This is a genomic window from Paenibacillus sp. OAS669, from assembly GCF_014873645.1.
Taxonomy (GTDB): Bacteria; Bacillota; Bacilli; order Paenibacillales; family NBRC-103111; genus Paenibacillus_S; species Paenibacillus_S vulneris.
This window is the reverse complement of the sequence record NZ_JADBDR010000003.1, coordinates 168,759-193,446: the sequence shown is the minus strand read 5'-3', so window position 1 is coordinate 193,446 and position 24,688 is coordinate 168,759. Positions and strand designations below refer to the sequence as shown.

Here is a 24,688-nt window from a genome sequence, read left to right as displayed (position 1 = left end):
TATCTGTTTTGACGATTAATCTTTCTTGCCGATAAAGAAGGTTGAATATTCACGTTCCCGCTCCTGGTTTCTCACAATGATCGTGTACCAGCCTGTTTCAGGGAAGGTGACCTTAAACTTGCCGTTCACCAAGTCGCTGTACGAAATTTTGCTGGCGATGTACTTCATTTGCCCTTCCCTGTACAGACCCGGCTGATACATCAGATCGTAAGTACCCCATTCGTTAACCTGCTGCTGCCCGTTGACTTCCATGATGTTGTACTTCGAGATGTTGAAGGTCAGCGTATTTTTATCGAACAAGGCCGATTCTCCGCTGGAGGTGGAAATAAGTACATCATCGGCGAAGATGAGCATGCCGTCGCTCGAGACCACAGTCACGTCTTGATAAGCTACCGAAGTATTACCTACCTGATCCTCGGCGGTATAAGTCACTCTCTGACGGCCAAGCTTGGACAGATCCAAGCCGCTGATCGTAACCTTGATGTCTTGTGTGGCGGACACATTGTCGCTTACGGTATATCCACCCAAATCTCTGGTCACATCGAAGTCTTGTTTATTTTGCGTAATGCCGACCGACGACATATTGAGCTTGATCTCCGGCGGAGTGTTATCCAAGCCTTTGATCGTTACAGGAACTTTCCTCGTATTCCCGAGAAGGTCCGTCAGGGCGACCAGGGTCGATCCATCCGCTGAGAACGTACGCGAGTAGCTGTACGATCCGTCCGCATCGCTGATTTGATTCGTATACTGGCCATTTACTTGAATTGGCGTCGTTCCTGCAAATACTTTATTGACCTTATGCTCCTGCTGTCCGGTCAGCGTTACCTTCATTTTGCCCTTAGCATATGGCTGTCCGTTTATCGTTACGATTTTGCTGTCCGGCAAGGCATTGCCGTCTTCATCGACAAAGGTATACGTTATCGCAGCCGGTGTCGGAGCCGTGGAGATGATATTGTTTACCTCGCCCTTCACCACAGTCGTATTGCCGTACTGGTCGGAGACCGTAAACGAAGCGGTGCCGTTGTCGAGCAGCATCACACTATCCTTGCCATCCACGTAGAAGATTTGCTTGTTTTTGTCATTGTCATCTTTTTCTACCGTTAAGGTGACTCCGTTGGAGTACAGCACTTTGCCGTTATCGTCCACAATCGTTCCGAATGTCTTGCTGCCATTCTCACCGTAAGCATAAGAACTCACGACTCTTACTTTCGGCGTGCTTTTATCGATATTACTGACGGTTGCTACGGCTTCGCCTTCATTCCCCGCCTCGTCTTTAAACTTAAATGCGAATGTGCCGTTTTCATTAAAAGTGTAGGTCGAGCGGCCCTCAGGGGCAGTAACCGTAACCGGTTCGGATAATCCGGTCAGCTGAACCGTTACATTCCCGTTTGTTTGCGTTGTCGTCAAATATTCAACCGTGCCTTTCGGTTCAATCGTATCCACATTTTTAACCACAGCATACAGGGTCGCTTTTCTGGACGCATCGGCGTTGTCCGTCAGATCAAAGGAATACAGTCCGTTTTGGCTGACATGGAACGTATTGCCGGTACGCACCGGTGTTGAAGGATTCACTGCCGAAGGCACGACTTTGATCCCCAGCGGAGCTGCGATATCAATATCTACTCCTGTTTGTACGTTGACTGGCCTCTCGGTGCTTAAGGTCGCTAAGGCATAGACCGGCATCTGTTTGGATATGCTGCCCGCATCAAGACTCTTGGGTTCACCGACAACTCCCGTAGGCGTTCTGTATTTCACTTGAATATGCAAATCGCTGGTTTTGTTCGTAGGCACCTTAAGTGCAACAAAGTTCGTATAAGGACGCCATCTGAGCCAATTAGCCCCATTGTCGGGAGATACGGAGAAATCGTAACCGCCTTTATCTACCGATTCTTCAGCCAATCCGAGCTTCACAATAGCCGTATAGCCGTCTTCTTCATCGCCGTACAAGTAGATCAGGTCGGATGTCACATCGGCAGGAGGCTTGTCGGCACCCTCAGACTTCGATACAACAAACACTCCGGATGTTTTTGCAATGACGCTGTTGTTCGCCCCATCGGTAGCCCATACATACAGACGGAAGCTTTTTTGCTCCCCTGGCTGAAGCACAGCATTGCTAATTTCAACTTGCCCACCTTCCGGCAAATCGGACCATCCTGGGGACGCTTCGTTAGGAGCTGGAAGCTGATCGTCGATCCATTGATATTTCTTTTGCAGCCCTATATTGCTCATGCGATCATTCACCGTTGCGGTTACTGATTGCTTATCTTGCGGATAACTGACACCGGTCTTGCTGAAAGTAACCGTTGGAGGCTCGTTGTCGAAAGCGTATTGCTTGGAAAAATAATACGTTTTCTCAAAACCGCCGTCATTGACCTTGATCAAAATATGAATGTACGGCTTACCATTTAGAGACGTATCGGCAGGTACCGTGTAAATACGCTCTCCATTACTCCCGTTGTTATAACTGGCAAAGGCTTTAAATGAAGCTTCTCCCGGGCGCAGCTGGCTGGAAGTAACCGCGTAACCCGCATACGTTGCATAAATAAGATTGTTCACAGATAACAGGGCTTTCCCCTGGTAGGTCGATTGCGTTACAGTTCCCGAGTACGTCGTTTGTGTCACTGTTCTTGTATAAGTCGTTTGGGTGACGGTTCCCGGGTACGTTGCGGATGTCACCGACATCAGCGATAGAGGTCCCTGACTGTTAAGCCCCATAAGCTTAAATTGCACATCGTGGCTTTTAACATAGACCTCCATATTGGAGTCAGGCTCAAAGCGGCCGCTGATTTGATCGGAGGAGTTGACTGTAATCTTCTGGCTGTCAAACATCCGTTCGTTGCCAGCCTTATCACGCGTTTTCACTTTCAGAACATACTCTCCATCTTCAACAACCTCGTTCTGAGTTGTTACTATAGCTTGGTTTCCTGCAAGAGGCATCCATGCCGCTTCTTCTATTGAGCCGGATTCTTTTTTCACCCATTGGTAGAAGCTGCTATCTACGCCGCTGTGCTCATCCGTGATGCTGAGCTTCATTTGAACCGCAGCCGTGTTGTCTCCGCTGATTTCTTCGACAGCAACTGTCGGTGCCTTATTGTCGATCTTGATAGTTCCTACACTGTACACCCAGTTGGAATCGTCTTGTTTAAAGTCTTTTAATGGCCAAACCTCCAGGTTGCCGTAGTCGCCCACTTGGGCTAACGCTTTATTGTCTGCATAAAAGATTTTATCTGCTTCAGAGCCTGGAGCCTCTGCTATCCACGCTTCATATTGCTCTGGGTGACTCTCAACATACTTCTGTTTTTTCTGGTATTGCATCAGTTCCCTGGCTGAATCCCAGGTCATATCGGCTGTCCAAGTATGCAAGTACCATTCGCCGCTTTTCTCCTCAGCCAATGCCTCAGACGGCACAGCGATCAGGTTCGTTTTGTTGTTGGCGACGCTGAACTTGATATCTTTAAAATCATCACCTGGATACAAATCTTTACTAGGCTGAATGCCCTGTAGGGAAAATCTTTTGACTGCTGCAAAATGATCCGCTTCTTTGCCTGCAAAAGGATCGTTCGGGCTTTGACTCCACATGTAGTAGACCAGCCCTACAGCAGGTGCAGACGATCCCGTCATATTGGAAGGACGGTAAATACCTCTGCTTGGTCTAATCTCTCCCGGTTGGTTAGGATCCAGTGGTGGCACGATCAAAGGCGGATCGTTAGCGTCAATCGTGACCTTTCCTGATTTTTGATAAATCTTGTCGGTAGCTCCGCCTGCTTCATACCGGTAGCTGACTTCCGGATTCGTATTGTCGATGGACAGCTGAGCCCAGTCTATTTTGGAATTGACCTTCGAGGCGTCCTCGCCATCCTCCGGATCGGTGAAGATATCGTCATAGTTAGCTGGCTGAATCAGCATATTGCCTGCATAATCCTGAAGCACGTTAGTATCTTTATTCTGATTGGTCGCAGGATCAATGACCTGATTCTCATGGGTCAAGGCTATCACCTTAAGAAGTGGGGCCTCTATGTCCACACCTTCCGGAATTTTCAGTTTGAAGGTCCATTTATCCGTACCATCACCTGAAAAATACTCCGCTTTCATCCCGTTATTCAGCAGCAGGTACGTTTGCCCTGCTTTCCACCCCGTTTTTACTTTGGCTTCTTCCGTCAGCTGTACCGTGAAATCGAAGCCGTCGTTCCGGTTCAAGGTGACCCCGGTCAAAATTTCCGGCTGAATCCCGTTGCCAACCTTCGTATATTTAGGCCGCACAGCATCCACAATGACCCTAAAGCCTCCGTGCTCATAATCAAAGGGGTCGACAGACTTGTTGACTAAGTAATTTTCGCCTACTGTAGTTGCGCTGCTTGGAGTATTTAAGGCTGAAAAATCATGAACTATATTCCCTGCTGCGTCAGCAAGTACAGCTCCCCTAAGCTTTTGCTCCAAAGACGAATCCATATCATAGATATCGTTGTTTGCATTCGTCTCTGCCTCAGTCCTGGATATGACCGGTATAAGAGGAATGTTGCCACTATGGTGATACTTGCTAGCCGTATACTTATATTCAATGCTTTTCGTAATGGGCACTTTGTCAAAGCCCTGAGCAAAATCGGCTGCGGTGTAGTTTGTATTCGTTAAATACTGCTGAACGCCGGCAGCCGGTAACCCTGTATCTGCCGGATTTACAAACAGCTTATGCTTCAGAAATGGGTCGCTGTATGCTGAGCTCACTGACGTCGGTCTTACAGCCTCACTGAAGTTATAAGCTATGCTGATAAATTCATCCTTCTTAGCGTATAACTCGCGTTTGCCTATTTTTTCATTTACTTCCGACACGCCATTGCCATTAAAGGTATAGTCCTTTAAAACGGGACGTTTTTCATCTTTAAATTTAACGTATAATCCTCTTGGACCTGACGGAGCATCGGTTTCGTCCCGAACCCCTTTTATTTTAATGAAAATCACGGAGTTAGTATTGATAGCAACATCGTTAGTGTGCCTAGAACCGACTCCACCATCCCAAGCAGTTTCATCGAGTAGGATTTTGCCATCGACACTGACTGTCACTTCGGTTCCCTGAAAGCACTTAAATGCTCCAAAAACACCGCATCCGCTCCCTTGTTCAACCCAATGCAGAGACGACCATCCGATAGCAACCGTCGCATCCCCGCTCATAGCCAAATCATGCAAGGTAGGATTTTGGGCAACATTGATGGTTAAATTCATCGTATCGCCGGAATAAACAAAAATATTCCCGCCGGCAAAATCCTGGTTACCGCCAATATTACTGGGGCTGTAGCCTGGAGTTGAATTCCAAAAATTCGCTAACGCATTCTCCGCGTCGTAGGAACAGTTACCAACTCTAACCGCTGCAGAACCGAATCTGACCTCAAGATCTCCAGATCCACAACTGCCACTCGCCGCCTCCACCTCAGGAACATCCCAGGGCAGCAGCGAAAATAACATGCTCAAGCATAAAATGATTGAGCACCATCGTCTTGCCGTCTTGCTGTTAAGCATTAAAACTAGACCTCCTCAGATAAATAGAATCCTTGATGACTAGGCTGTCGTGAAAGCCTTTTGTCCGGTATGCCGGAGTCTTAGAGAACCATCCCATCTTGCCTACTAGGACCTTCCTAGTGTTTTTTTACACCTTACGACACCAAACCTTAAAGAAACCTTAAAAACTAGTTCTTAAGGCTCATAGATTATCGAATGATGTAACAATCTGTAACCTAAAGATTTGTTTAGAAAACAAATGAACTCCGCAGGACGGTGAGTTGGCTTGTAAGCTTAATCAGCTGCTTCACAAGAAGTCCCTAGGCTTATAAAAAAAGACAACCTTCTCCGATTCGCATCGGTGAAGATTGCCGTCTTGGTGCAGCACATCAAACGATATTTGCTTTTGGAATAGAGTCCCGGATCACTTCCATCGGAATCAGTACCGTGACCTTAGTGCCTTTTCCCGGTATGCTTTCCATCCGCAATTCGGAATGATATTCATATTGGAGGCGTTTCATAATATTTTTAAGTCCGACTCCCCGGCCAGCCTCCTGATTCTGATCCAGCAGCTGCTCGATCTTCTCGGCTTCCATCCCGACCCCATCATCTTCAACCTGAAAGCAATAATGGTGTTGGGTTTTGTTTGCGGTGATTTTCACCGTGCCTCCCTCGGTCAGTCCGCCGATCCCGTGACGGATTGCATTTTCAACAAGCGGCTGGAGCAGCAGCGGCGGGATGCTGACGCCGTGCATCGTCTCCGATACGTTATATTCAACCCTCAGCCTGTCTTTAAATCGGGCACGTTCAATCTCGACATAAGAACGGATCAAGCTCAGCTCTTGAGAGAAGGTAGTCCGCTTCTGAACATTGCTGAAACGGAAGCTGCCGCGCAAATAATCAGCCAAATCCGTTATTAATTTCCGTGACTTTTCCTCATCCGTATAGCTTAAGGCAATGATCGTATTCAGCACATTGTACAGGAAATGAGGCTTGATCTGGGACTGCAGAAAGGCCACCTCCAGCTCGATTGCCTTTTCAAGCGAATCCTTCATCAGCAGCAAGCCTTTGACTCTCGCCTTCAGCTCCATCGCGTCGAACGGTTTCGTCAGAAAGTCATTGGCCCCCGCTTCGAAAGCAGCGAGCTTATCTTGAGGCTGGGACGCGGTCGTCACCATCAACACCGGCATCTCCAGCAGCGTATATTTGCTGCGGATCTTCTGGCATACCTCGAACCCGGACATTCCGGGCATCATCAGATCCAAAATAACCAGATCGACCGTGTTAGGCATATCAAGCTGCTCGACCGCCTCATACCCGTTTTTGACGGCGATGACATTACAGCTCAGCGGCTTAAGCGCATCGATCAAAATTTTCAGGTTCGCGACATGATCGTCCACAATGAGAATCGTATGCGGCCCTTCACTCTCCATATAGTAAGGAGTGGGGAAGGATTCCGTCAGCTTGCCGCCCAGTTCACCGTGTGCCGGTCTCTCCATCTTGACGCCATCGCTATTTCCGGCAGATGGAAGACTGAAGGTAAATGTGGTGCCTTCGCCTTTGACAGAAAAAACCGAAATGCGGCCATGCTGCAGCTCAACCAGCTGCTTCACGATAGGTAATCCCAGACCGAAGCTATGACTTCCCGATGATTCGAACGATTGAAAGGGTTCATAGATAAGCGAGATAGCTTCGGGGTCGATTCCTTCTCCCGTGTCTTTGACTGAAATTTCAATAGCCCCGTCCCGTTCCTCCGCAGATACTTCAATGGTGCCGTTTTCCGTATGCTTCACGGCATTATCGAGCAGATTGTTCAATATTTGCCGAAACCGGTTTTCATCCGCCAGCACATTCGGCAAATGCTCCGGAACGTTATTGATTAAGCTTATCTGTTTGCCGGCTATTAGGAAGGAAAAGATCCGCAGGACAATATCCACCGTAGTACGCACATCCACCTTCACAGGCCTGACCGTCAGGTCTCCCTGCCTGAGCCTTGACAGGTCTAAGATATCGAAGACCAGCTGCGACAGCTTCTTGCTGATGCTGTGCACCAGCTCCAGCTTCTCCTTCTGCTCCACAGGCAGAGGCTTGTGCTCATCGCCGATCATCGATTCAGAGATCATGATGATGCTCTGCAAAGGCATTTTAAATTCATGCGAGGTTTTCGACAGAAAGTCATCCTTCAATTTATCTGCTTTAAGCAGCTGCAGGGAAAGCTGCTCGTTCTTCTTGAACGAATTGGAAAATCGAAGCGACATCAGCAAGGCAAGCATCAGCAGAACCAGGAACACCTCGAAAGGAAAGGTGAGATATAACGGTACATTCGTATAAACATTAAAGCTTTGAATCATGGAGTGGTAATTAAAGGATATCGCCGCTACGACCAGATATAAGCTGCCTTCCGCCCGATGAAAAGCGGCCAGCACATACACATACGTCGCATATAAAAAAGGGGCCGTGGCGTAAAAAGTTGTAAGCACCCTAAGATATTTGCTATTGTTAATATCGACAAGCCCGATTAGCATCAGGCACAATCCGAAGCCGATGCCCACATACACCGTCCACTTGGAGCAAAAGGGGCGAAATGCCGTATACACGTAAAGCAGCAGCGAGATACAAGCGGCGTACACCGAAATCGTCTGCATGCGAATATAGATGCTGTAGGGGACGTAGTCAAATAAAATAAATAGCAGCCTTTCTCCACGCGTCGATAAGTACACAGTCGTAAATAAGCAGAGAAGGCCAAAGGCGGCCAAAGAGAAATCGCTTTTCCGCTGCAGATACATGCCGATAAAATAGATGCCGATAATAAAAAAGCAGCAGATCGAGATTAAATCGTGAGCAAGCGCGGTATCCCGCAGCTTGGAAATCTGCTCCGAATAGCCGAAAAATATAGAATTGGAAATTCCGCTGCTGGTTGCGAAGTCATAATTAGCGACTTGAACGATAATTTCATTCCAGCCTGGCTTCAAAGTAAAATAGCTTACGTATGGCTTGTTACTTCCGGTGTAGGAGCCTTGTTCCGGTCTGCCCGCCGAGCCAATGACCGTTCCATTGACCAGAATACGATTGGACATTTGAATGGACAGCGTCTTTAATCCGTAGGTTCGACTGGTGTCATCTACACGAATCTGCAGACGGTAAGTTGCCATACCGAACATATCCATCCGGCTTCCCCATGAACCGGGTACGTCGATGAGATCATGTGAAGCATCTGAACCGGAGGCGGAAAGCAGGTCATCGCGCCCAAGCAATCTGCCCGGATAAAATTCCCATTCCCCGTCAAGCGGAACCGCTCCATTTTCGAAAAAGAGCCATCCGCTAAGATCCATTCGGCCTCCGGTCGCCACCGGCGTACGTTTCTCGTTCGCCATGAACATATGATATAAAAATCCGTAGCTAACAGCTAACATGATTAGAGTTACCGCCGCTGCGGCCAGTTTTTTTCTCATGCTGGTCTCCTCGAATGAATTAGGCGAAGCTTCTGTACAAGCGAACCGTCTCTTCTTCCAGCTCGACACCGAGATTGACTCGAACCGCGTGATCCAGCTGCCGGAATATTTTCATGGCCTCGTTACGCTTGTCCGTATGGAGATACAGCCGGATCAGATCTCTCCCATCCTTCTCCGAGTCGGGGGAAGCTGTCAACACATGCCGTAGGCTGTCCGCAGCAAGCGCCATATTGCCGTTTCTCAAAAAATGGCCGTATGCCGTCCTCAACGTTTGTATGTATTTATTCTTCAACTCTTCTCCTTTCCACATCGCCCAATGAAAATCACAGCCCTGCAAATACTCCCCCTTATATAGCACGTTCAATTTTTCGTATTGCTTCTCACTCATAGCCTGCTCGGATGCCGTCTGCTCGGCTAGTAACAGAAACTCCGCGACATCGCTTTGAGTTCCTTCCATGTCGATGGCGTAGCCTCTGCCTGCTTTGGTTACCTTCAGCTTGACGTGGTTAGCCTGGAAGCTTTTTCTCAAATACGAGAGGCATGTATACAAATAAGCTTTCGCTTTATCCAGCTCAGACTCCGGCCAGATCGAGTTAATCATCACCGCAGCATCCGCTTGTTGGCCCGCATGATGAATCAGGAATGCGCAAAGCTCTTTTTCCTTATTCGTCTTCCAGGAAAGCAGACCGTTGGCCGTCTGAATTTGGAAGCCTCCGAAGCATTGAACGTAGGTTCCAGCTCCAGGCTCAGCTTCTGTCGGGCTGTTATTCGGCTGCAGCTTCACAAATCGGGAAATGGTATTTCGCAGGCGTTCCTTTGTAAACGGCTTCAAAAGATAGTCTATGGACTGAAGCTCAAAGGCTTCGACTGCATATTCGGAATAGGCGGTGGTAAAAACAATTTGGGTATGCGGAGCTGCAGCCTTAATCCGTCTCGCTGCTTCTATTCCCAGCATACCCGGCATCTGGATATCCAAAAATACGGCATCCGGCTGCAGCTGTTCCAAAGCATCAAGCGCCTGCATCGGATTCGTATAGCGACCGGTCACCGTTACACTGCCAATTTCGCGCAATAGGATTTCCAGAATATCCAGCGCATTCTCTTCATCATCGATAAGTATAACGCGCATTAGCTTCATTCACTCCTTGTGAAGGGATAGGGTCAAAGAGGCTGCTGAAAGGGGAGTGGAATCTTTCATTTCTTAGCTAAAAGCATTATACACTGCCGATTCTTAATAAATCTACTAGGTAAAATAACCTGATTCAGGTACTTGCGGGGAATCTCGAAGTTTAAAAATTATATTAAGATCAAATAGGACTGCCCAACGGCAGTCCCTCACTGATTTTCTACTATATCATTTTAAGCTTTGTGCAAATCCGGATCTCCAGGAAGAGTACATCGGCATCCACCCTAACTCTCCCCGTGCTTTGGTGTTCGATGCCCCGCGTTCCCCCCGATTACTTCCAGGTTTATACACGGGGGCAGGAGCATTCAGGGCTTGCGCGTAAACAGGCAGCCACTCCTTACCGGAAGCGGGCTCATCATCTACGATGTTTACCGCTCCTGTGGGCCAATCCAGTGCCTGGACAGCGGCATTTGCCGCATCCTCCACATGTAGAAACGACGTGAGTCCGTCCGTTGCCGGCAGCTCACCATTTCGTACTTTTTCCGCCATGTCTCCCTTGACGTCATACCAAGTATCCGGTCCGTAGAGCATTCCATACCGGAGAATGACGTGGTGCGGCATTTCGGCTACGGTCCTTTCCAATGCAACAATTCCATTTATCATTGATATGCGGGGCAAAGGTGCATGAATATCCAAAGGAACTTCTTCTGTTGCAGGATGATCGCCAGGCTCATATGCCCAAGAGATACTTTGTGCGATCATATGCCTAACCCCTGCCGCTTGTGCGGCATCCACCAGATTGCGGGTTCCTTCTATTCGAATCCTGGCATTCTCGGCGAAATTCCAGTTGCTTAACGAAGTCAGCTGATGAATAATCACATCCGGCCGCACTTCCCCTATTGCCTTAATCATAGCCTCGCGATCAAACACATCGACTACCATAGACCTTGCCCCCATAGCTTCAATGAGGGGCCTCCGTGCTTCATCATGGGTCATTCCAATGACCTCATGACCCGCTTGCCCTAGCTTGGGAAGCAGGAAACGACCGATAACCCCTGTGGAGCCTGCTACAAATATTTTCATCCTATTCCCTCCTGCATGTTTGTAGTTTGAGTCACCGCTTTTAATTTCTTATTCGTATTTCGAGAGCAGATAAGAGCTTGAATCACCATTAATATAACCGTGACGAAGATCAATAGCAGGACCGCCAAGCCAAATTGGTGCGTCATGTCATTGAACCAGCCCAAAAGGATGGGTCCTAATGCCCCGATAATGTATCCCGCCGATTGCGTCATGGCAGCCAGGGAGGATGCTTCCTGCGGACCTGAGGCCGCATCGATCGGGAGCAAGGTTCCAAGCGCAAACAGCATCCCCGATCCAAAGCCTAGCAGCACAGCCGCTAACCAGGGAACCATCGTGCATAAAATCAGCAGGAATCCGATGAGCTGCAATAACGATGCGCTAAGCAGCCACAACAAGCGGGATGGGACACGCTTCAGCAGCAATTGCAGTACCCAGCTGCTGGGAATCTGAACTACAGCAAAGATTGTCAGCACATTTCCCGCATAGAGGCGGGAATAACCGAGGCTTTCCGTGATGGGCGACAACCACGCCATTAACGAATAAAATACGAATGCCATGAGACCAAAATGCAAGGTCAGCAGCCAAGCCCTCTTACTTCCCCAGGGCAGCTTTGCCGCCTGAGCCGGATCAGCCGTATCCTCGGGAGCTTCCTCCCTTTGTCTGACAACAGCATACCACACCGGTGCTGCTGCCACAGCCAGCATCGCCCAAAAAGCCAGCGACATTCGCCACGAATGGGCGGCCATTTGCAAGGGAACGGATAAGCTGGAGCCTAGTGCGGCCCCCAAGGACAGGGCCATGGAGTAAACGGCGATCATCATGGGGATATTGCGCGGGAAATGCCTCCGGATAAACCCTGATAATAAGGGCCCCATCGCCGCAATCCCCAAGCCTGCCAGGACTGAAGTCGCCAAGAGAATGGCTGTGGAGTGTACGACCAGGCGCAGCATGGTGCCCCCGCTGATCAGCACCAGTGACCAGGCAATAACCCGCTCGATTCCGATGCGTGCGGCAATTTTAACAGCAAGCGGTGAGAAGAAGCCCATGCACAAGACAGGGATGGAGGTCAGCAAGCTTGCGACAGCGGCATTCATCCCCAATTCTCCCCGGATGCTCTCAAGGACCGGCGCTATGCTGCTGATCCCCGGCCGCAAATTCAAAGAGGCCATGAAGAGGGCTGCGATCATGAATCCATCGGCCATCTTGCCCTTCCTACTGCTTCTCTCAAGCTGCAGCCACAGACTCATCGTTTTCACCTTCCTCCCATGTTTTGTTTTCCATTGGCAATGTCCATGTTATCATGTTAAATTGGTAGCAATAAGTACCACATTTTGTTTAAGTTAAGCATACCAATTCAGGGTCAAAAGGGGGCATCCTTATGCCAAGACAGCCTATGTCCCACCCTGCAGGGACAAAGACAAAGCAGGTTTATACCCTTCTGCGGGAGAGAATCTTTCTAGGCATATATCCGGCTGGCAGGAGACTGCCGTCAACAAGAGATCTTGCAAGCGAATTCGGGGTATCGCGGGCACTTATCGTGGAGGTCTATGAGCAGCTGATCGCTGAAGGCTATTTGGAGGGCAGACAAGGCTCGGGCACTTATGTCGTGGATTTTGGCGGCCGAAGGCCCTCTCCGGTTTTCCAGCAGGAAAGCCTCTCCCTTGACGCAGCCAATTCTATTAAAACTACTACAGACTTCCATCGCATTGATTTCCGCCCAAGCTTTCCGGCACTGGAGCATATTCCCCGCAAAAAATGGAAGGAAACCGCCTTGGCCGTATACGAAACTACAGATGCATGGGAGTACGGCTATGACCAAACGGAGGGCAATCTCGAGCTCCGCACGGTCATATGCCGGCTCTTACGAAATACCAAAGGGATTCATTGTCTTCCATCCCAGGTCATTATTACGGCCGGTGCTACCCAAGGCATAGCCCTGCTGTGCCAGCTTTTATTGAAACCCGGAGCTGCCATGGTCTCAGAGGATCCGACTGCTACCTTTATTTATGAGATGTTTGCCTCTACCGGGGCTGACATTGTACCCGCTCCTGTCGATGACCACGGACTATGCATCGATGATATCCCGTCTTCCGTTCGGCCCAAGTGTGTCTTTGTTACTCCTTCCCACCAATTTCCGTTTGGCAGTATTCTGTCGATAGGGCGCCGTATGGAGCTTCTGGAGTACGCCAGGCAGACGGGCTGTTACATTATTGAAGATGATTACGACAGTGAATTCCGCTATGCGGGAATGCCGGTCCATGCTTTAAGAGAGCTGGATGCCGAACGGGTCATCTATGTCGGAACCTTCAGCAAAAACCTGTTCCCTGCACTCCGGATAGGCTATATAGTAGTGCCTAATGAACTGATCGCTCCTCTTCATCGCCTGAAGCGCCTGGCGGGTATGCAAAGCCCGACCCTACCCCAGCTCACTCTGGCAAGGTTCATAGCCGAGCATCATTTGGAGCGTCATATCGCCCGTATGAAACGCATCTATGGCAAAAGACGAAACCGTCTCATCGCCTGCTTATCCGAAGCGTTCGGCAGCGGGGTCCGAATATCCGGCGATGCCGCGGGCCTGCATCTGGTAGCGGAGTTAAACAAATACAAGCTGGATTCCTATGCAGCTGCGCGGCTTGCGGAACGGAACATTACTATTTATCCTGCGGAGAAGTATACCATCGCCAAAGGACAGTACGAAGACCGGCTCATTATGGGATTCGGCAACGTGTCGGAATCAAGCATTGCGGAGGGGGTTAAAGCCCTTGCGGAGATTTTACAAGCGGAATAGCGGAGGATACGCGACCACCCAGGATAGGTTGGTATGAGAAAGCAGGCCTCTCAAGAAGGCCTGCTGAGCTTGCCGCGGCTCAAGACTCCATTGCCAGCCCAAGAGCCAGCAGCTTGGATACCGTCTTCCAGTTGCGTACGGTGGTCGGAACCTCCAGCTTGGCAAGATTCGTCGCCAGCTTGGAATCGCGGACGCTGTAGCGGAATAAGAGATAAATCTCCCGTCCCGCTGCATGATATTTATCATCCGCGGTTTGGTACGGCTTTAGTTTTTCGAGCTTCTCCGGCAACGGCTCTTCCAGCAGAAACGCCACATATAAGCTTTCCGCAGCGGAGGCCGCATCCGCTTCGGCAATTTCTTCTTCAGTAAATGGGCAATGGGCAGCCACCTCTCGCAGCTCGTCCAAAGTTCTTAGAACGACTGTAATAGCGAAGCCAAATGTGTTCTCCAGCTCCCGCTCCATTCTTTGGCGCAGCGATCCATGCTCTTCATCGGACTCGAACAGCACATTGCCGCTTTGAATATAGGTTTGCACGCGGCTTATGCCGTCCATTTGTTCCATCATTTTCTTCAAATCGGCCATTTTGACTTTATTTTTGCCGCCTACATTAATCCCCCGCAGCAGTGCGATATAGATCATCAATGCTTCATCTCTTTCTTGTTAAAATGATTTGAATCCATCGTATCCGTTAAAATAACAAAACCGCCGCTTGCCCCTGTCATCTATTCCGCTTTCGCAACAACCCGGGCTAAAGAAGAGTCCGCTTTAATAGATAACGGCAAGGCTATAATTTCAAAAGATGGCACTTTCAGCAGCTTCTCCACATTCGTCAAATTTTCAATAATCAGAATGTCGTGTTGAAACAAATACTTATGGATTTCAAATGGGTATGAGTCCGGTGACGGGAAATCCAGCCCGATCATTTTCACCTGCTTCCGCACCAGCAATTCTGCAAATTGGAGGGTCAGCACAGGATGATCCGTGTAATACCGGGGTTGTCCATAATATTGACTGTATCCTGTGTACAATAGGACGATTTGCTTTTGCTGAATGTGCTGCTCATATTCCGCCCTGTAGTCGATCGTTCGATCTTGGGAGACATCAAGCAGACATCCTTCCCCTACAAAGGTTTCCACTGGAAATTCGTTAAGATACTTATCGCAATCCAAAAGATGCATAGGCCCGTCGATATGCGTACCGGCATGCATATTTGCGGACAACTGATGGTTAGTATAGCCATCTCGCTTGATATGCTTGGAGCGTACCAGCGAGGTTTCGGCGTCTCCAGGATACACAGACATCCCGTCATAAATGGGATGTGAGAGATCTATGATTCTCATTCAAGCTTCCTCCGATGATTTAATGCGAACCAATATGATTTAGGTTAGGGGAATGAGGTATCCAGCTCGGGATTTTAACGGCTTCCTCATAACGACTTGATCATTTTATAATTCGCTAATTTCACCCCCCTGCGCTCTACCACCTGCGATTCCAGGACCCGATACCCCCTCTTTTCAAAAAAAGGCTTGGCCGTAATGCTCGCCTCCACATCGATCTCAACCAGCCCCAGCCGTCTCGCTTCATTTTCCAAACTCTCCACCAACATCGAAGCAATGCCTTGTCTTTGATAGTCTTTGTGAACGTACAGCCTGTCCAGATGTCCCTCAGAAGTCATATCCGAAAATCCGGTAATGACCCCGTCAGCCTCAGCAACATAAGTGACATTGCGGCTCATCGAAGCTTCCCAGGCTTTCAGCTTCAGGGCTTGCTCATCTCTCGGCGCCCATGCATCCAGCTGCTCCTGCGAGTAATCTCTGCCGTTAACCGAATGGACGGTTTCGTAGAACAGCGAGACGATCTGGTTCATATCGGAAGCTTGAAATCTTCTCGTTTTCATAACGGTCCTCCCTAAGGGAAATATTGCCATCAGTCCATTATACGGCTTTGTACGCTTTGAGAAAACCTTTCCTTTCTCAAAATCCTCAAACATAAGAATGACCCCAGACGATGCCCTTTCAACCCCAATAGAGTTCATTCTTCTCTAAGGCTTTTTCCCCATTGCAATATACAGTCAGAATGTATATAGTATAACTATACAGTTCGACGATATACAGTTTGGTTGAATAAAAAGGAGGTCCTATATGAGTCGCGATAAGCATTTACCGCTCACGGAAACCGTCTACTATATTCTCTTGGCTTTGATGGAGCCAGCTCATGGCTATTTGATTATGCAAAAGGTGGAGGAGCTCAGCCGCGGGCAGGTCAGAATGGCGGCAGGAACGCTGTATGGAGCGGTCGAGAATCTGCTGAAGCTTCAATTTATACAGCCCGTTCAAAGCGATGATAGCCGGCGCAAGGTTTACGCTATTACAGATAAAGGCAGAGAGATTTTGCGGCTCGACCTAGAACGAATGATTCATATGATTGAAGTAACCAAACCAATTCTCGGTTAAGAACGGGAGGAATGACAGATGAGAAAATTCAAGTTTTTTCTTAACTTTGATAAAGAAGAGCAATGGTTGAACGAGATGGCGAAGCAAGGGTATCAGCTAACCAATAAATCATCGTTTGGATATGAGTTTCAACCGGCGAAGCCTGAACTTGCCATGATCAAAATCGATTACCGCACCTTTAAAAAGAAGGGGGATTTTGAAGATTACCTGGCGCTATTTGAGGATTGCGGCTGGAAGCACATTGCAGGAACGAAGAGCTCCGGCACGCAATATTTTAAAAGAAGCGACGCCCGTGGAAATGAGGATATTTTCTCTGATGCCGACTCCAAAGCAAGCCGCTATAAACGGATATCGGAAATGTGGTTTACCCTTGCGGCAACGTTTATTCCTATTTTCGCCGCATTGGTTTCCACCGGGTCGATTAAAGTAGGGGCTCTTCTGAACCCCAAGTTGTTATATTACACGCCAGGACTGTGGGAAAAAACCGGAGCTTCCTTTTGGAGCGCCTTCTGGTTTGAAACTCCGTTCGCTTTCTTTAGAGGCTTCTTCTGGATGATCATTCCGCTCATGATTATTTTGTATCTTTTCTTTGCCTACAAAGCCAATAAGCAGTACCAGATGACACAAGAAAATAAGCATATAAAATGAAGGTAAAGCAAGCAGGAGCTGATTCAGGACCCCAGATGCGGGTTATGCCGGGGCAGCTCTCTTTTTTTGTTACGGCGTTTTCTACAAGAATCCGTCTTTGCAGCGGTAGAGGGAAACGGCAGCAAAATAACCCCACAAAGTGAGCCTTGGCTTCGAACCTGATTCAGGTACTTTGCGGGGAGCCCCGAAAAGCCTCTGGCTGCCCTTCCCTCTCTCATGGACGGTCATGCCAATTCCATAAGCGCACTTCGCCCACCCGAATAGTGGACACCCATGGCTCTTGCTGCAGCTTCAACAGCTCCTTGGTCGGACCTGTCAAGACGATACCGTACAGCTTAACGCCGTTTACTTCTAGATATTGAACGGCAGAGTCCAGCTGAAGACGAGGGGCGAGACGCTGGGTGATCCTGGAGTATTGCTGCAGAAGATGGAGGGTATCCATAAAATTTTGCTCCCTGATCTGTCCGTCTCCATAAACTTGAACCCCGGGCGAGGAGGAGCTCGTTATGACAACCTTACTGAACCACCCCGTTTTTTGCTCCTCATAGCTGTCGACCTTCATATCCTTCTTATGCCAAATAGGAGTTGACGGAAAGCCAACAGGGGCCATCACCGCCGGATCGTCCTCAGTCCTTTTCTCTTGATCCGTGTAAGCGGCGAACCAGACCGGGTCCATATGTTTGTCTTCGAGAAGCTTTAGCAGCTCATCAGTCGTGTACAACCTATCCAAGGAGACGAACACCTCGGAAACCGTGCCCTCCGGCAGCTTATCCAGCCGAGTCCATTCCGGGACCGCTTTATGCTTGGCATCAGGAAGCTGGAACAAATAAGCACCCGAAGCAGAGGCTTCATTACGCCACGTCGTCTGTTCGATCCCCGGCCACCCCAGCAAGAACGAGAACTGAAAATCCCCGATTGACGACTCCACCGACCCTATTTTCTTTCGCAGTGTTCCTTTGTAATCCATCGTGAAAAAGGCGCTCGAATTGCTGCTTCCGCTCACACTTAAATTAGGCCTGGTCAGCGATATTGCCGAGGAAATAACGTCTTGGTACACAGCGGAGCGATCGCCGAGCCCGTAAAACAATCCGGTCAATATAGCACTTACTATCGTTACGGAAATGAGAATCCCGATGGCGGTCAAGGCCGTTTGCAAACGGGCTTTCCATTTGCCCTTACGAAGCAAAGAGGCCTCTTTGCTGGTTGAAGCCGCCCCATCCTGGAGCGGACCACGTTCCTCCTCCTTGCCCAGAATCTCATTCAAATATTTCTGGTAAGCTTCCATTTTATCCAGCTCTTGCTCCAGCTGCTCTTTCTCGCTGCCTGTTAATTTGCCTTCCGCATAGTCCTGTAGCTGACGTTTGAAGTGTTCGCTCATAGCTGCTCCTTCCTTTCCTTATGCTGCCTTAAGGCTTGCCTGGCGCGATACAGTAATATTTTAAAATGTGAAAGTCGGATCTCCATAATATCTGCAGCCTCCTGATAGGACAGCCCGTGAAAGTCATGCAGCAGAATCGCCTGCATCTGAAGCTCGGGCAAAGCATGAATGACATCTCCGATCTGCTCCCACTGCTCTTGATCCAACACATATTGATCTGGGGTACGATGATCCGGCAGCCGGGCAAAAAACTCCGCTTGGGTCGGAACGCTCCGCTTCTGCTTGCGATAGGAATCCACAAATGCATTATAAGCAACGCGGAACAGCCACGGCTTTACTTTGTCGTCCTTGCAGTGCTCCAAATACAGGTAAGCCCGGTAAAACGTTTCTTGAACCAAATCTTCCGCAGCATGATGATCCCGGCAGAGGGAGAACAAATACCGGTAAACATCTTTAACATATAACTGATACACGCTGTCCAACGAATACCGTTTCATTCCATCCCCCCTCTCTCTATACACGAATGAAACCAGGGAAAGTTACACCCCTTCAAAAAAAGTTGCCGCTTGAACCCGTTCCGGAACAAAACAAAACTCAGGCGGGCCTCGATTCTTCCGGGTTTGGCACTGCAGAAAAAGACCCTCCACCTTTCCCTAGTCGGAAAGATAGAGGGGCATGAGGATTTTGCATACGTGTTGTAAACTAAGATTTTGCCTATCCAAGTAAGACCGGTTAACGTGCTATTGCACTCGCATCGCGCAGCAAATATCCGGCCGCTTCTTTGGTAATATGCTTGTTACTCTGCGCCTCCACCTCGTGGATAAACGCTTTGATATTGTTATGCTCCAGCTTTACCTGCAGGCTGTTGGCAATTCCGGCGTTATCGATCCAGCCGTTCTGTACGAACCTGGCGACCAAAGCTTTCAGGCCGTCAACGCTTGCATAGGTTTGGAATGTCACGGTGGAGCTCTTCGTGTTGCCGGCGTTATCACTCACGGAGACCGCTAGCGAATGCGAACCGAGCGGCAGCGTATACAGCGGAATGGCCTCTCCAAGCTTGTAGGGTTTCGAATCCAGCGTCGCCTGCGCTGTGCTCTCATCGATCCCCGATACATCGTCCTTCATCGTGATCAAGGGCAGCCAGGTGCCGGTATCACTCATACGATCGTACACCACGCCTGTCACTGTAATCGTCGGTGCCTCCGTATCCAGCTTGATAGTGACCTTTTGTGCGGCTTCTACGTTGCCCGCCCTGTCCGTTGACCGGTAGCTGAGCGGATTCATACCATTCTGCTGCACCGTCATTGCCCCGGTATAGCTGAGCCAGGTGCCGCCGCCGTCCAGGCTGTACTCCGTCTTGAGCGTGCCAGGCAGGTTATCGTATACAGCCAGACTAACCGTCACGGGATGTACGTACCAGCCGTTCTTTCCGTCCGGCAAGGCCGGTGTTACTGCCGCTGTCGTTACCGGAGGCTTACGGTCGACCGGGTAACCGAATACCTTCACTTCTCCAAGCTGAGGCGTATACCAGTTGTTGCCCGGGTTGTTCCACAGCACGGCATCGATCATCTTCACACGCACGTATCGCGCTTCGACCGACAGCTTATCGGATGTGAACCCGTAATCCTTGTTGTCTGTACGATCCAACGCGGTCGTGAATGTGACGCCATCCTTGCTTGTTTCGATCTGGTACCTGTGATAGCCCTCCGACCCGTTCACCAAATACCAGGAAATCTGGATGCGGCTTAAGTCATACACATCCTCCAAGTCTACCATCCACCACTTCGGCCAGGAATTATTGGCAGCTGTCCAGCTGGTGGTATAGTCCCCGTCGTTGGCATAGGACGCCGGTTTCCCATCGGCCGAGTCCTGTGCCAAGGCAGGCTTGCCCTGGGACAGGAGCATGCCATCTTGAACCGGGACAACGACCCCCGTCTTGCGATTCAAAAGAACCTGATCGTAGTAATCATAAGAAGCATATCCGTTATCCAGCGCTATCGGCAGCCAGCGTTGCTTGGAGCCTGTGGCCCCGCTGGCCCATCCTTGCAGCCATCGATTCGCTTGCATGACATAGGAGGTCGTATCCGTTCCACGGATCGTCCAGACGCCGCCGGACTGAGCGGAGAAGGTCGTCGAATTCCCGATTTTTCTCAGCTCCGAATACGGTCCCTCAATGGACACTGCGGACGAATACATTCCCTTGCTCGGATACCATCCGGCCGCCTCGGAGGTAAACAGATAATAAAAGCCGTCCTTCTTGATCATGGAAGGAGCTTCACGATGCTTGCCTTCATGAATTTTGGCCGCTTGCTTCTCGACGGTAAGATAATCCGGACTCAGCTTATACAAGAACAAATCATTGTTATTGTTTCCTGCCGAGATGATATATCCCGTGCCATCGTCATCCTTAAAGAACGTCATGTCACGAGAGTCGTTCCCGTTCGGTCTGAAGCTGCCGTGGAAGGTCAACGCCTCTCCGGGATAGCCTGATAAGACGGCTGCTCTGCCAAGGGAATAATCCTTATTATTTTCATAGTGCAGCCAGACGACAATCTTGCCTGTTCCCTCATGATAAGTAAAGTTCAACGATTCGAACTTGCAGGCTGCCAGCTCCGGATGGGAGTCCCTGGTGAGAACCGCTTTCTTGGGCGTCCAATGCTCCCCGTCCTGCGAAGTCTGGACATTCATCTGCTTGAAGCCGCTGCTGTCCCGTTCGTATTCGTAATAGTAGGATGTCGAGCCCACTTGGATCGTGGGAAAAATCTTCGGATTGCCCGCTTCATCCAGCCACTTCATCTCTACGGTGTTGTCATAGGTTTCGAGCTGATCGGGCACGACGAACGTTCTTACGCTCGCCACGGCCGAATCCTCTGATTCTCCGCCATTATGGAAGGCTTTCACCTTATAGTAATAAGTTTGATTCGCCGTTACATTAAGATCGCTGTAACCCGCCGCTCTGCCGGTATAAATCTCGGAATACGTACCGTTCCTGTCGTTCGACCGATACAAAGCATACCACTGCGCATTCGTCACCGAGCTCCAATTGAGATTCACACTCGTTTCCTTGGTTTGGCTTGTGGTGATGAACGGCGTCGCCGTGAGTCCGGCCGGCGGGTCAAGCTTCCTGTCCGAAGTATAGACCCTTACTTCATGCAAACCTCTGTACCAGGTGACAGGCTTATCCGCATTGTTCGAATGGCCGAACTCGCCCAGGATCGTTACTTTAACATAACGATAGGTGCCGGACAGCTTATGGCTTAAGAAAGAGGTCGTCTTGTTCTTGCTCTGGTCTACCAATGTTGTGTAGTTAACATCATCGTTGCTGGCTTCGACCTTATAGGTGTAATAGACCTCCGAGCCGTTCGTCTCTCTCCAGCTCAAATCGATGCGGCTCAGATCATATTCGCGCTCCAGATCCACCCGCCAATACGCCGGAAAGGAGGTGCTGTTCCAATCGAAATAATTCGAGTAATTGCCGTCATTAGCCGCGGGTGCGCCGAAGCCTGATGCCTGCCCGCTTGCCGTCACCGGTTTGCCTTGAGATACCAGCAGGTCCTTGGACGGCTGTACTTCACCCGTTGCCGCATCAAAATTCCATTCTCTCTCGTAATTCATGTCCGCGATCCCGTTCTCCAGCTGGAGAGGAAGCCAGATATATTGGGAGTTGCGCAGCTCCGACGGATTCCAGCGATCCCCCACATAGATCGTATGGGTCTCTTTGCTGCCGTTCAGTGTCATAATAAACGCAGGCTGCGTATAAAAGCTCGTCGGATCGCCGAACAGCTTCAGTTCCGACCAGCTCGCCGGGTCCTTGATGTTCTTCGTCGTCGTGTACTTGCCCTGATTCGGGTACCAGCCGGATTGCCCCGAGGAGAACATGTAGTAAATGCCGTCCTTCTTCACTAAGGCCGGTGCCTCCCGCCGGACATTCTCCAATATGGTGTACATGTGATGATCGAGGTACAAATAATCGTCGGTCAACTGAAAAAAGCTGGTGTCGGCTCCGTTATTAGTGGCCGAGATTAAATAAGCCGTTCCGTCGTCATCCTGGAACAAGGTGAAATCCCGGGAACCGATCCCGTACGGCCGGAAGTGATACAGGAAGGTATAGGGACCGTCCACCGTATCCGAGACAGCCACAACAACATTAGAAGGGCTGTAGCTGTTGGCTGTTTCCCAATGCCCCCACATGACATACTTTTTCGTGGCGGCATTATAGAGCACTTTCGGGCGCTCAATCTTCGAATAAGCCAGCTCCGGGTGGGAATCGGGCTTCAAGACTGTATTGCGGTATTCCCACGTCTTCAAATCCTTCGAGGCATAGATCGATACCCCGTTCAGCACCGCCGAGTTATGCCCCTTGTCCTCGCCGAACCAATAATAAGTATCATCGACCTTGAGGATGCTGCCGCCATGAGCCTGGATCATACCCCCGGACGTGTCGTACCAATATTCTCCATTGCGGATCGTATCGCTGTATGCGCTATCATCAATGACAGTCACTTCTGCTTGAACGCGGGTTGTTCCGCCCTTCACTGTCCCTCCGGCTGTGAAGGTACTGACAGCGGCGTAATGCTTCGGGTCTACAGCATCCCACACCACTTCCAGATTTGCATACAATCCGTTGGTATAGTCGACCTTCACGAGCTCAGGAAGTCTGGGCGCGAAGCCCGCTTTGGTGGTCAGCTTAAGAACGTTCGGCGATTTGAGGCTGGAGAGCTCATTGACAAGATAGCCCCATTCTTTCTCCGAAATGAGCTTGAAGCTGCCGGTGACCGCATCGGCTGGCATGGAAACATTAGAGCTCTCCTTCGACCAGCCTCCTGCCGGATTCAGCGTGGAATACAGCGACCAGCTTCCATTGGCGAACTCGTATTTATACCACTTGTCCTCCGACAGAGCCTTAAAGACGGACGGATCCGGTCCAGCCGTCCCCAGCACCTTGTCCAGGATCGATTGCGGTACGGCGTTCCCGCCGTTCAGCCCCGTCCAAGCTTTACCGTCCCTGCTGACGGCATAGAACCGTTCTCCCGGCAAGGAGCTTTTCTTGCGGTATTCCATCAAGTAACCGGTAAAAGGGTCCTGCGCACGGATTGTCACTATAAAGGATTTGGCGTCCGTTACACTACCTCTTTTTATAGTCGCCGTAAGCTTCACGAGAAGATCCGCCTCTCCGATCGGAGGCCGGCTGATGACTCCGTCCGGACGCAGATGAGCTTCATGATCGGACTTCCAGCTGATTTCCGATAGGTACGCTCCCGTATGCGGAAGGCTCAGATGACCCGTAACGACCTCCGGAACCGTAAGAGCCGCTTTATCCAACGCTACCGAATCAGCATCAGAAGGTGAGGCCGTCGTAACGCTGAGGGCCGGGGAGGGAGGGGACTCATACCCGTTCTGCTCGACCGTAACGTTGTAATAATACGTAGTTCCCAACGTCAGATTTTGATCCTCGTAGGAGGTGCCTGCCCCATCATACACCAGCACAAAGCCGCTATCCGGCTTCGCCGAACGGTAAAGACGATACCTTGCTTCTCCCTCTGCTGCAGCCCAGCTTAGAGGAATCGTAGTAAAGGTTGGCGTGCCCGCCGTTAATGCCGGGGCGGCCGGCTTCGGATCCGGGATCGGCTTCACGGCAATATCGTCCATCCCCGCTTTGCCCCATTTGGTCCGAAAGCCAATTTTACCGGAGGCTAGCGAGCTGTCGGTCACATTAAAAATCAGATTGCCGTCCAAATAGCACCGTATGGAGGCTCCTTCCAGAGCCATCCGCATCGTGTACCACCGGCCCTTTTGAGTCGGGAAATTGACCGAGGCCAGAGTGGAATCCGTTCCATTGACCTTCTTGTTCAGCTCCAGCTTGTTAATGCTCGTAGGATTCAGCCTGAAGTAGTAATAATTATTGGTATCCTTGAATCGGGCCAGCATCCCCGGATAAGGTCCGTCATCAACAAGCTGTATCCTGGTCTCATAGATATAGTCCGTCCAACCGCTATCTCCTGCCGTTGCATAGGCTTCCTGGCTGGTGTTGCTCTGATACAGCATTTTGTTGCCTGAAGCGGTCCCGTCATCGGTGACCGACCATGTCCCACCCGATATCGTCCAGCGGGCAAAGCTTCCGTCCTCGAAGGTATCGGACATTAATACCCCTTGGTTTGCGGCGGCTTCAGCCTGACTAACCGAAGCGAACGAAAGGATTCCAGCCGCTTGAAGCAAAATCAATATTATGGACAGCCATCTTCTTAAACGCAATGCTCACACCCCACCCG

General features: G+C 50.0%; 14 protein-coding genes. 3 read left to right on the top strand and 11 right to left on the bottom strand.

Features of this window, described 5'->3' with window-relative positions; translation table 11 throughout:
- Positions 1-15: 15 nt before the first annotated feature.
- From GGC63_RS08820 to GGC63_RS08800, 5 genes are all read right to left on the bottom strand, one after another.
- Positions 16-5,511, bottom strand: a complete 5,496-nt coding sequence (locus GGC63_RS08820; protein ID WP_192701970.1) for an Ig-like domain repeat protein — start codon at positions 5,509-5,511, stop codon at positions 16-18.
- A 368-nt stretch (positions 5,512-5,879) separates the two neighbouring features.
- The gene (locus GGC63_RS08815) at positions 5,880-8,942 is read right to left on the bottom strand and encodes an ATP-binding protein (protein ID WP_192701969.1); all 3,063 of its coding nucleotides are present in this window, start codon (positions 8,940-8,942) and stop codon (positions 5,880-5,882) included.
- Between the two features lie 19 nt (positions 8,943-8,961).
- Positions 8,962-10,071, bottom strand: a complete 1,110-nt coding sequence (locus GGC63_RS08810; protein WP_225948061.1) for a response regulator — start codon at positions 10,069-10,071, stop codon at positions 8,962-8,964.
- A gap of 225 nt (positions 10,072-10,296) precedes the next feature.
- Positions 10,297-11,151: an NAD-dependent epimerase/dehydratase family protein gene (locus tag GGC63_RS08805; RefSeq protein ID WP_192701967.1), complete on the bottom strand. Its 855-nt coding sequence runs from the start codon at positions 11,149-11,151 to the stop codon at positions 10,297-10,299.
- Positions 11,148-12,398, bottom strand: coding sequence for a CynX/NimT family MFS transporter (locus GGC63_RS08800; protein ID WP_192701966.1), 1,251 nt, complete (start codon positions 12,396-12,398; stop codon positions 11,148-11,150). The genes GGC63_RS08805 and GGC63_RS08800 overlap by 4 nt, the downstream gene beginning before the upstream one ends.
- 131 nt (positions 12,399-12,529) lie before the next feature.
- On the opposite strand from GGC63_RS08800, the gene GGC63_RS08795 reads away from it, so the two are divergent.
- Positions 12,530-13,939 (top strand): PLP-dependent aminotransferase family protein, encoded by a 1,410-nt coding sequence (locus GGC63_RS08795; protein WP_192701965.1) that lies wholly within the window; start codon positions 12,530-12,532, stop codon positions 13,937-13,939.
- A gap of 79 nt (positions 13,940-14,018) precedes the next feature.
- Here the strand turns inward: GGC63_RS08795 and GGC63_RS08790 are convergent, their stop codons facing one another.
- From GGC63_RS08790 to GGC63_RS08780, 3 genes are all read right to left on the bottom strand, one after another.
- Positions 14,019-14,579, bottom strand: coding sequence for a DUF1697 domain-containing protein (locus GGC63_RS08790; RefSeq protein WP_318781007.1), 561 nt, complete (start codon positions 14,577-14,579; stop codon positions 14,019-14,021).
- An 83-nt stretch (positions 14,580-14,662) separates the two neighbouring features.
- The gene (locus GGC63_RS08785) at positions 14,663-15,280 is read right to left on the bottom strand and encodes a cyclase family protein (protein ID WP_192701963.1); all 618 of its coding nucleotides are present in this window, start codon (positions 15,278-15,280) and stop codon (positions 14,663-14,665) included.
- An 86-nt stretch (positions 15,281-15,366) separates the two neighbouring features.
- Positions 15,367-15,837 (bottom strand): GNAT family N-acetyltransferase, encoded by a 471-nt coding sequence (locus GGC63_RS08780; protein ID WP_192701962.1) that lies wholly within the window; start codon positions 15,835-15,837, stop codon positions 15,367-15,369.
- 244 nt (positions 15,838-16,081) lie between these two features.
- Here GGC63_RS08780 and GGC63_RS08775 point away from each other — a divergent pair, with 244 nt between their 5' ends.
- Both GGC63_RS08775 and GGC63_RS08770 read left to right on the top strand, forming a co-directional pair.
- On the top strand, positions 16,082-16,393 hold the full coding sequence (locus GGC63_RS08775; RefSeq protein ID WP_079912347.1) for a PadR family transcriptional regulator: 312 nt from the start codon (positions 16,082-16,084) through the stop codon (positions 16,391-16,393).
- A gap of 18 nt (positions 16,394-16,411) precedes the next feature.
- Positions 16,412-17,041: a DUF2812 domain-containing protein gene (locus GGC63_RS08770; protein WP_192701961.1), complete on the top strand. Its 630-nt coding sequence runs from the start codon at positions 16,412-16,414 to the stop codon at positions 17,039-17,041.
- Between the two features lie 214 nt (positions 17,042-17,255).
- Here GGC63_RS08770 and GGC63_RS08765 read toward each other — a convergent pair whose 3' ends face one another.
- From GGC63_RS08765 to GGC63_RS08755, 3 genes are all read right to left on the bottom strand, one after another.
- Entirely contained in the window at positions 17,256-18,419 is a 1,164-nt protein-coding gene (locus GGC63_RS08765) for an anti-sigma factor (protein ID WP_192701960.1), read from the bottom strand.
- Entirely contained in the window at positions 18,416-18,916 is a 501-nt protein-coding gene (locus tag GGC63_RS08760) for a sigma-70 family RNA polymerase sigma factor (RefSeq protein WP_192701959.1), read from the bottom strand. The genes GGC63_RS08765 and GGC63_RS08760 overlap by 4 nt, the downstream gene beginning before the upstream one ends.
- A 235-nt stretch (positions 18,917-19,151) precedes the next feature.
- Positions 19,152-24,671 carry a family 43 glycosylhydrolase gene (locus GGC63_RS08755; protein ID WP_192701958.1) on the bottom strand — a complete coding sequence of 1,840 codons (5,520 nt, stop codon included), beginning with the start codon at positions 24,669-24,671 and terminating at the stop codon, positions 19,152-19,154.
- Positions 24,672-24,688: the final 17 nt, after the last annotated feature.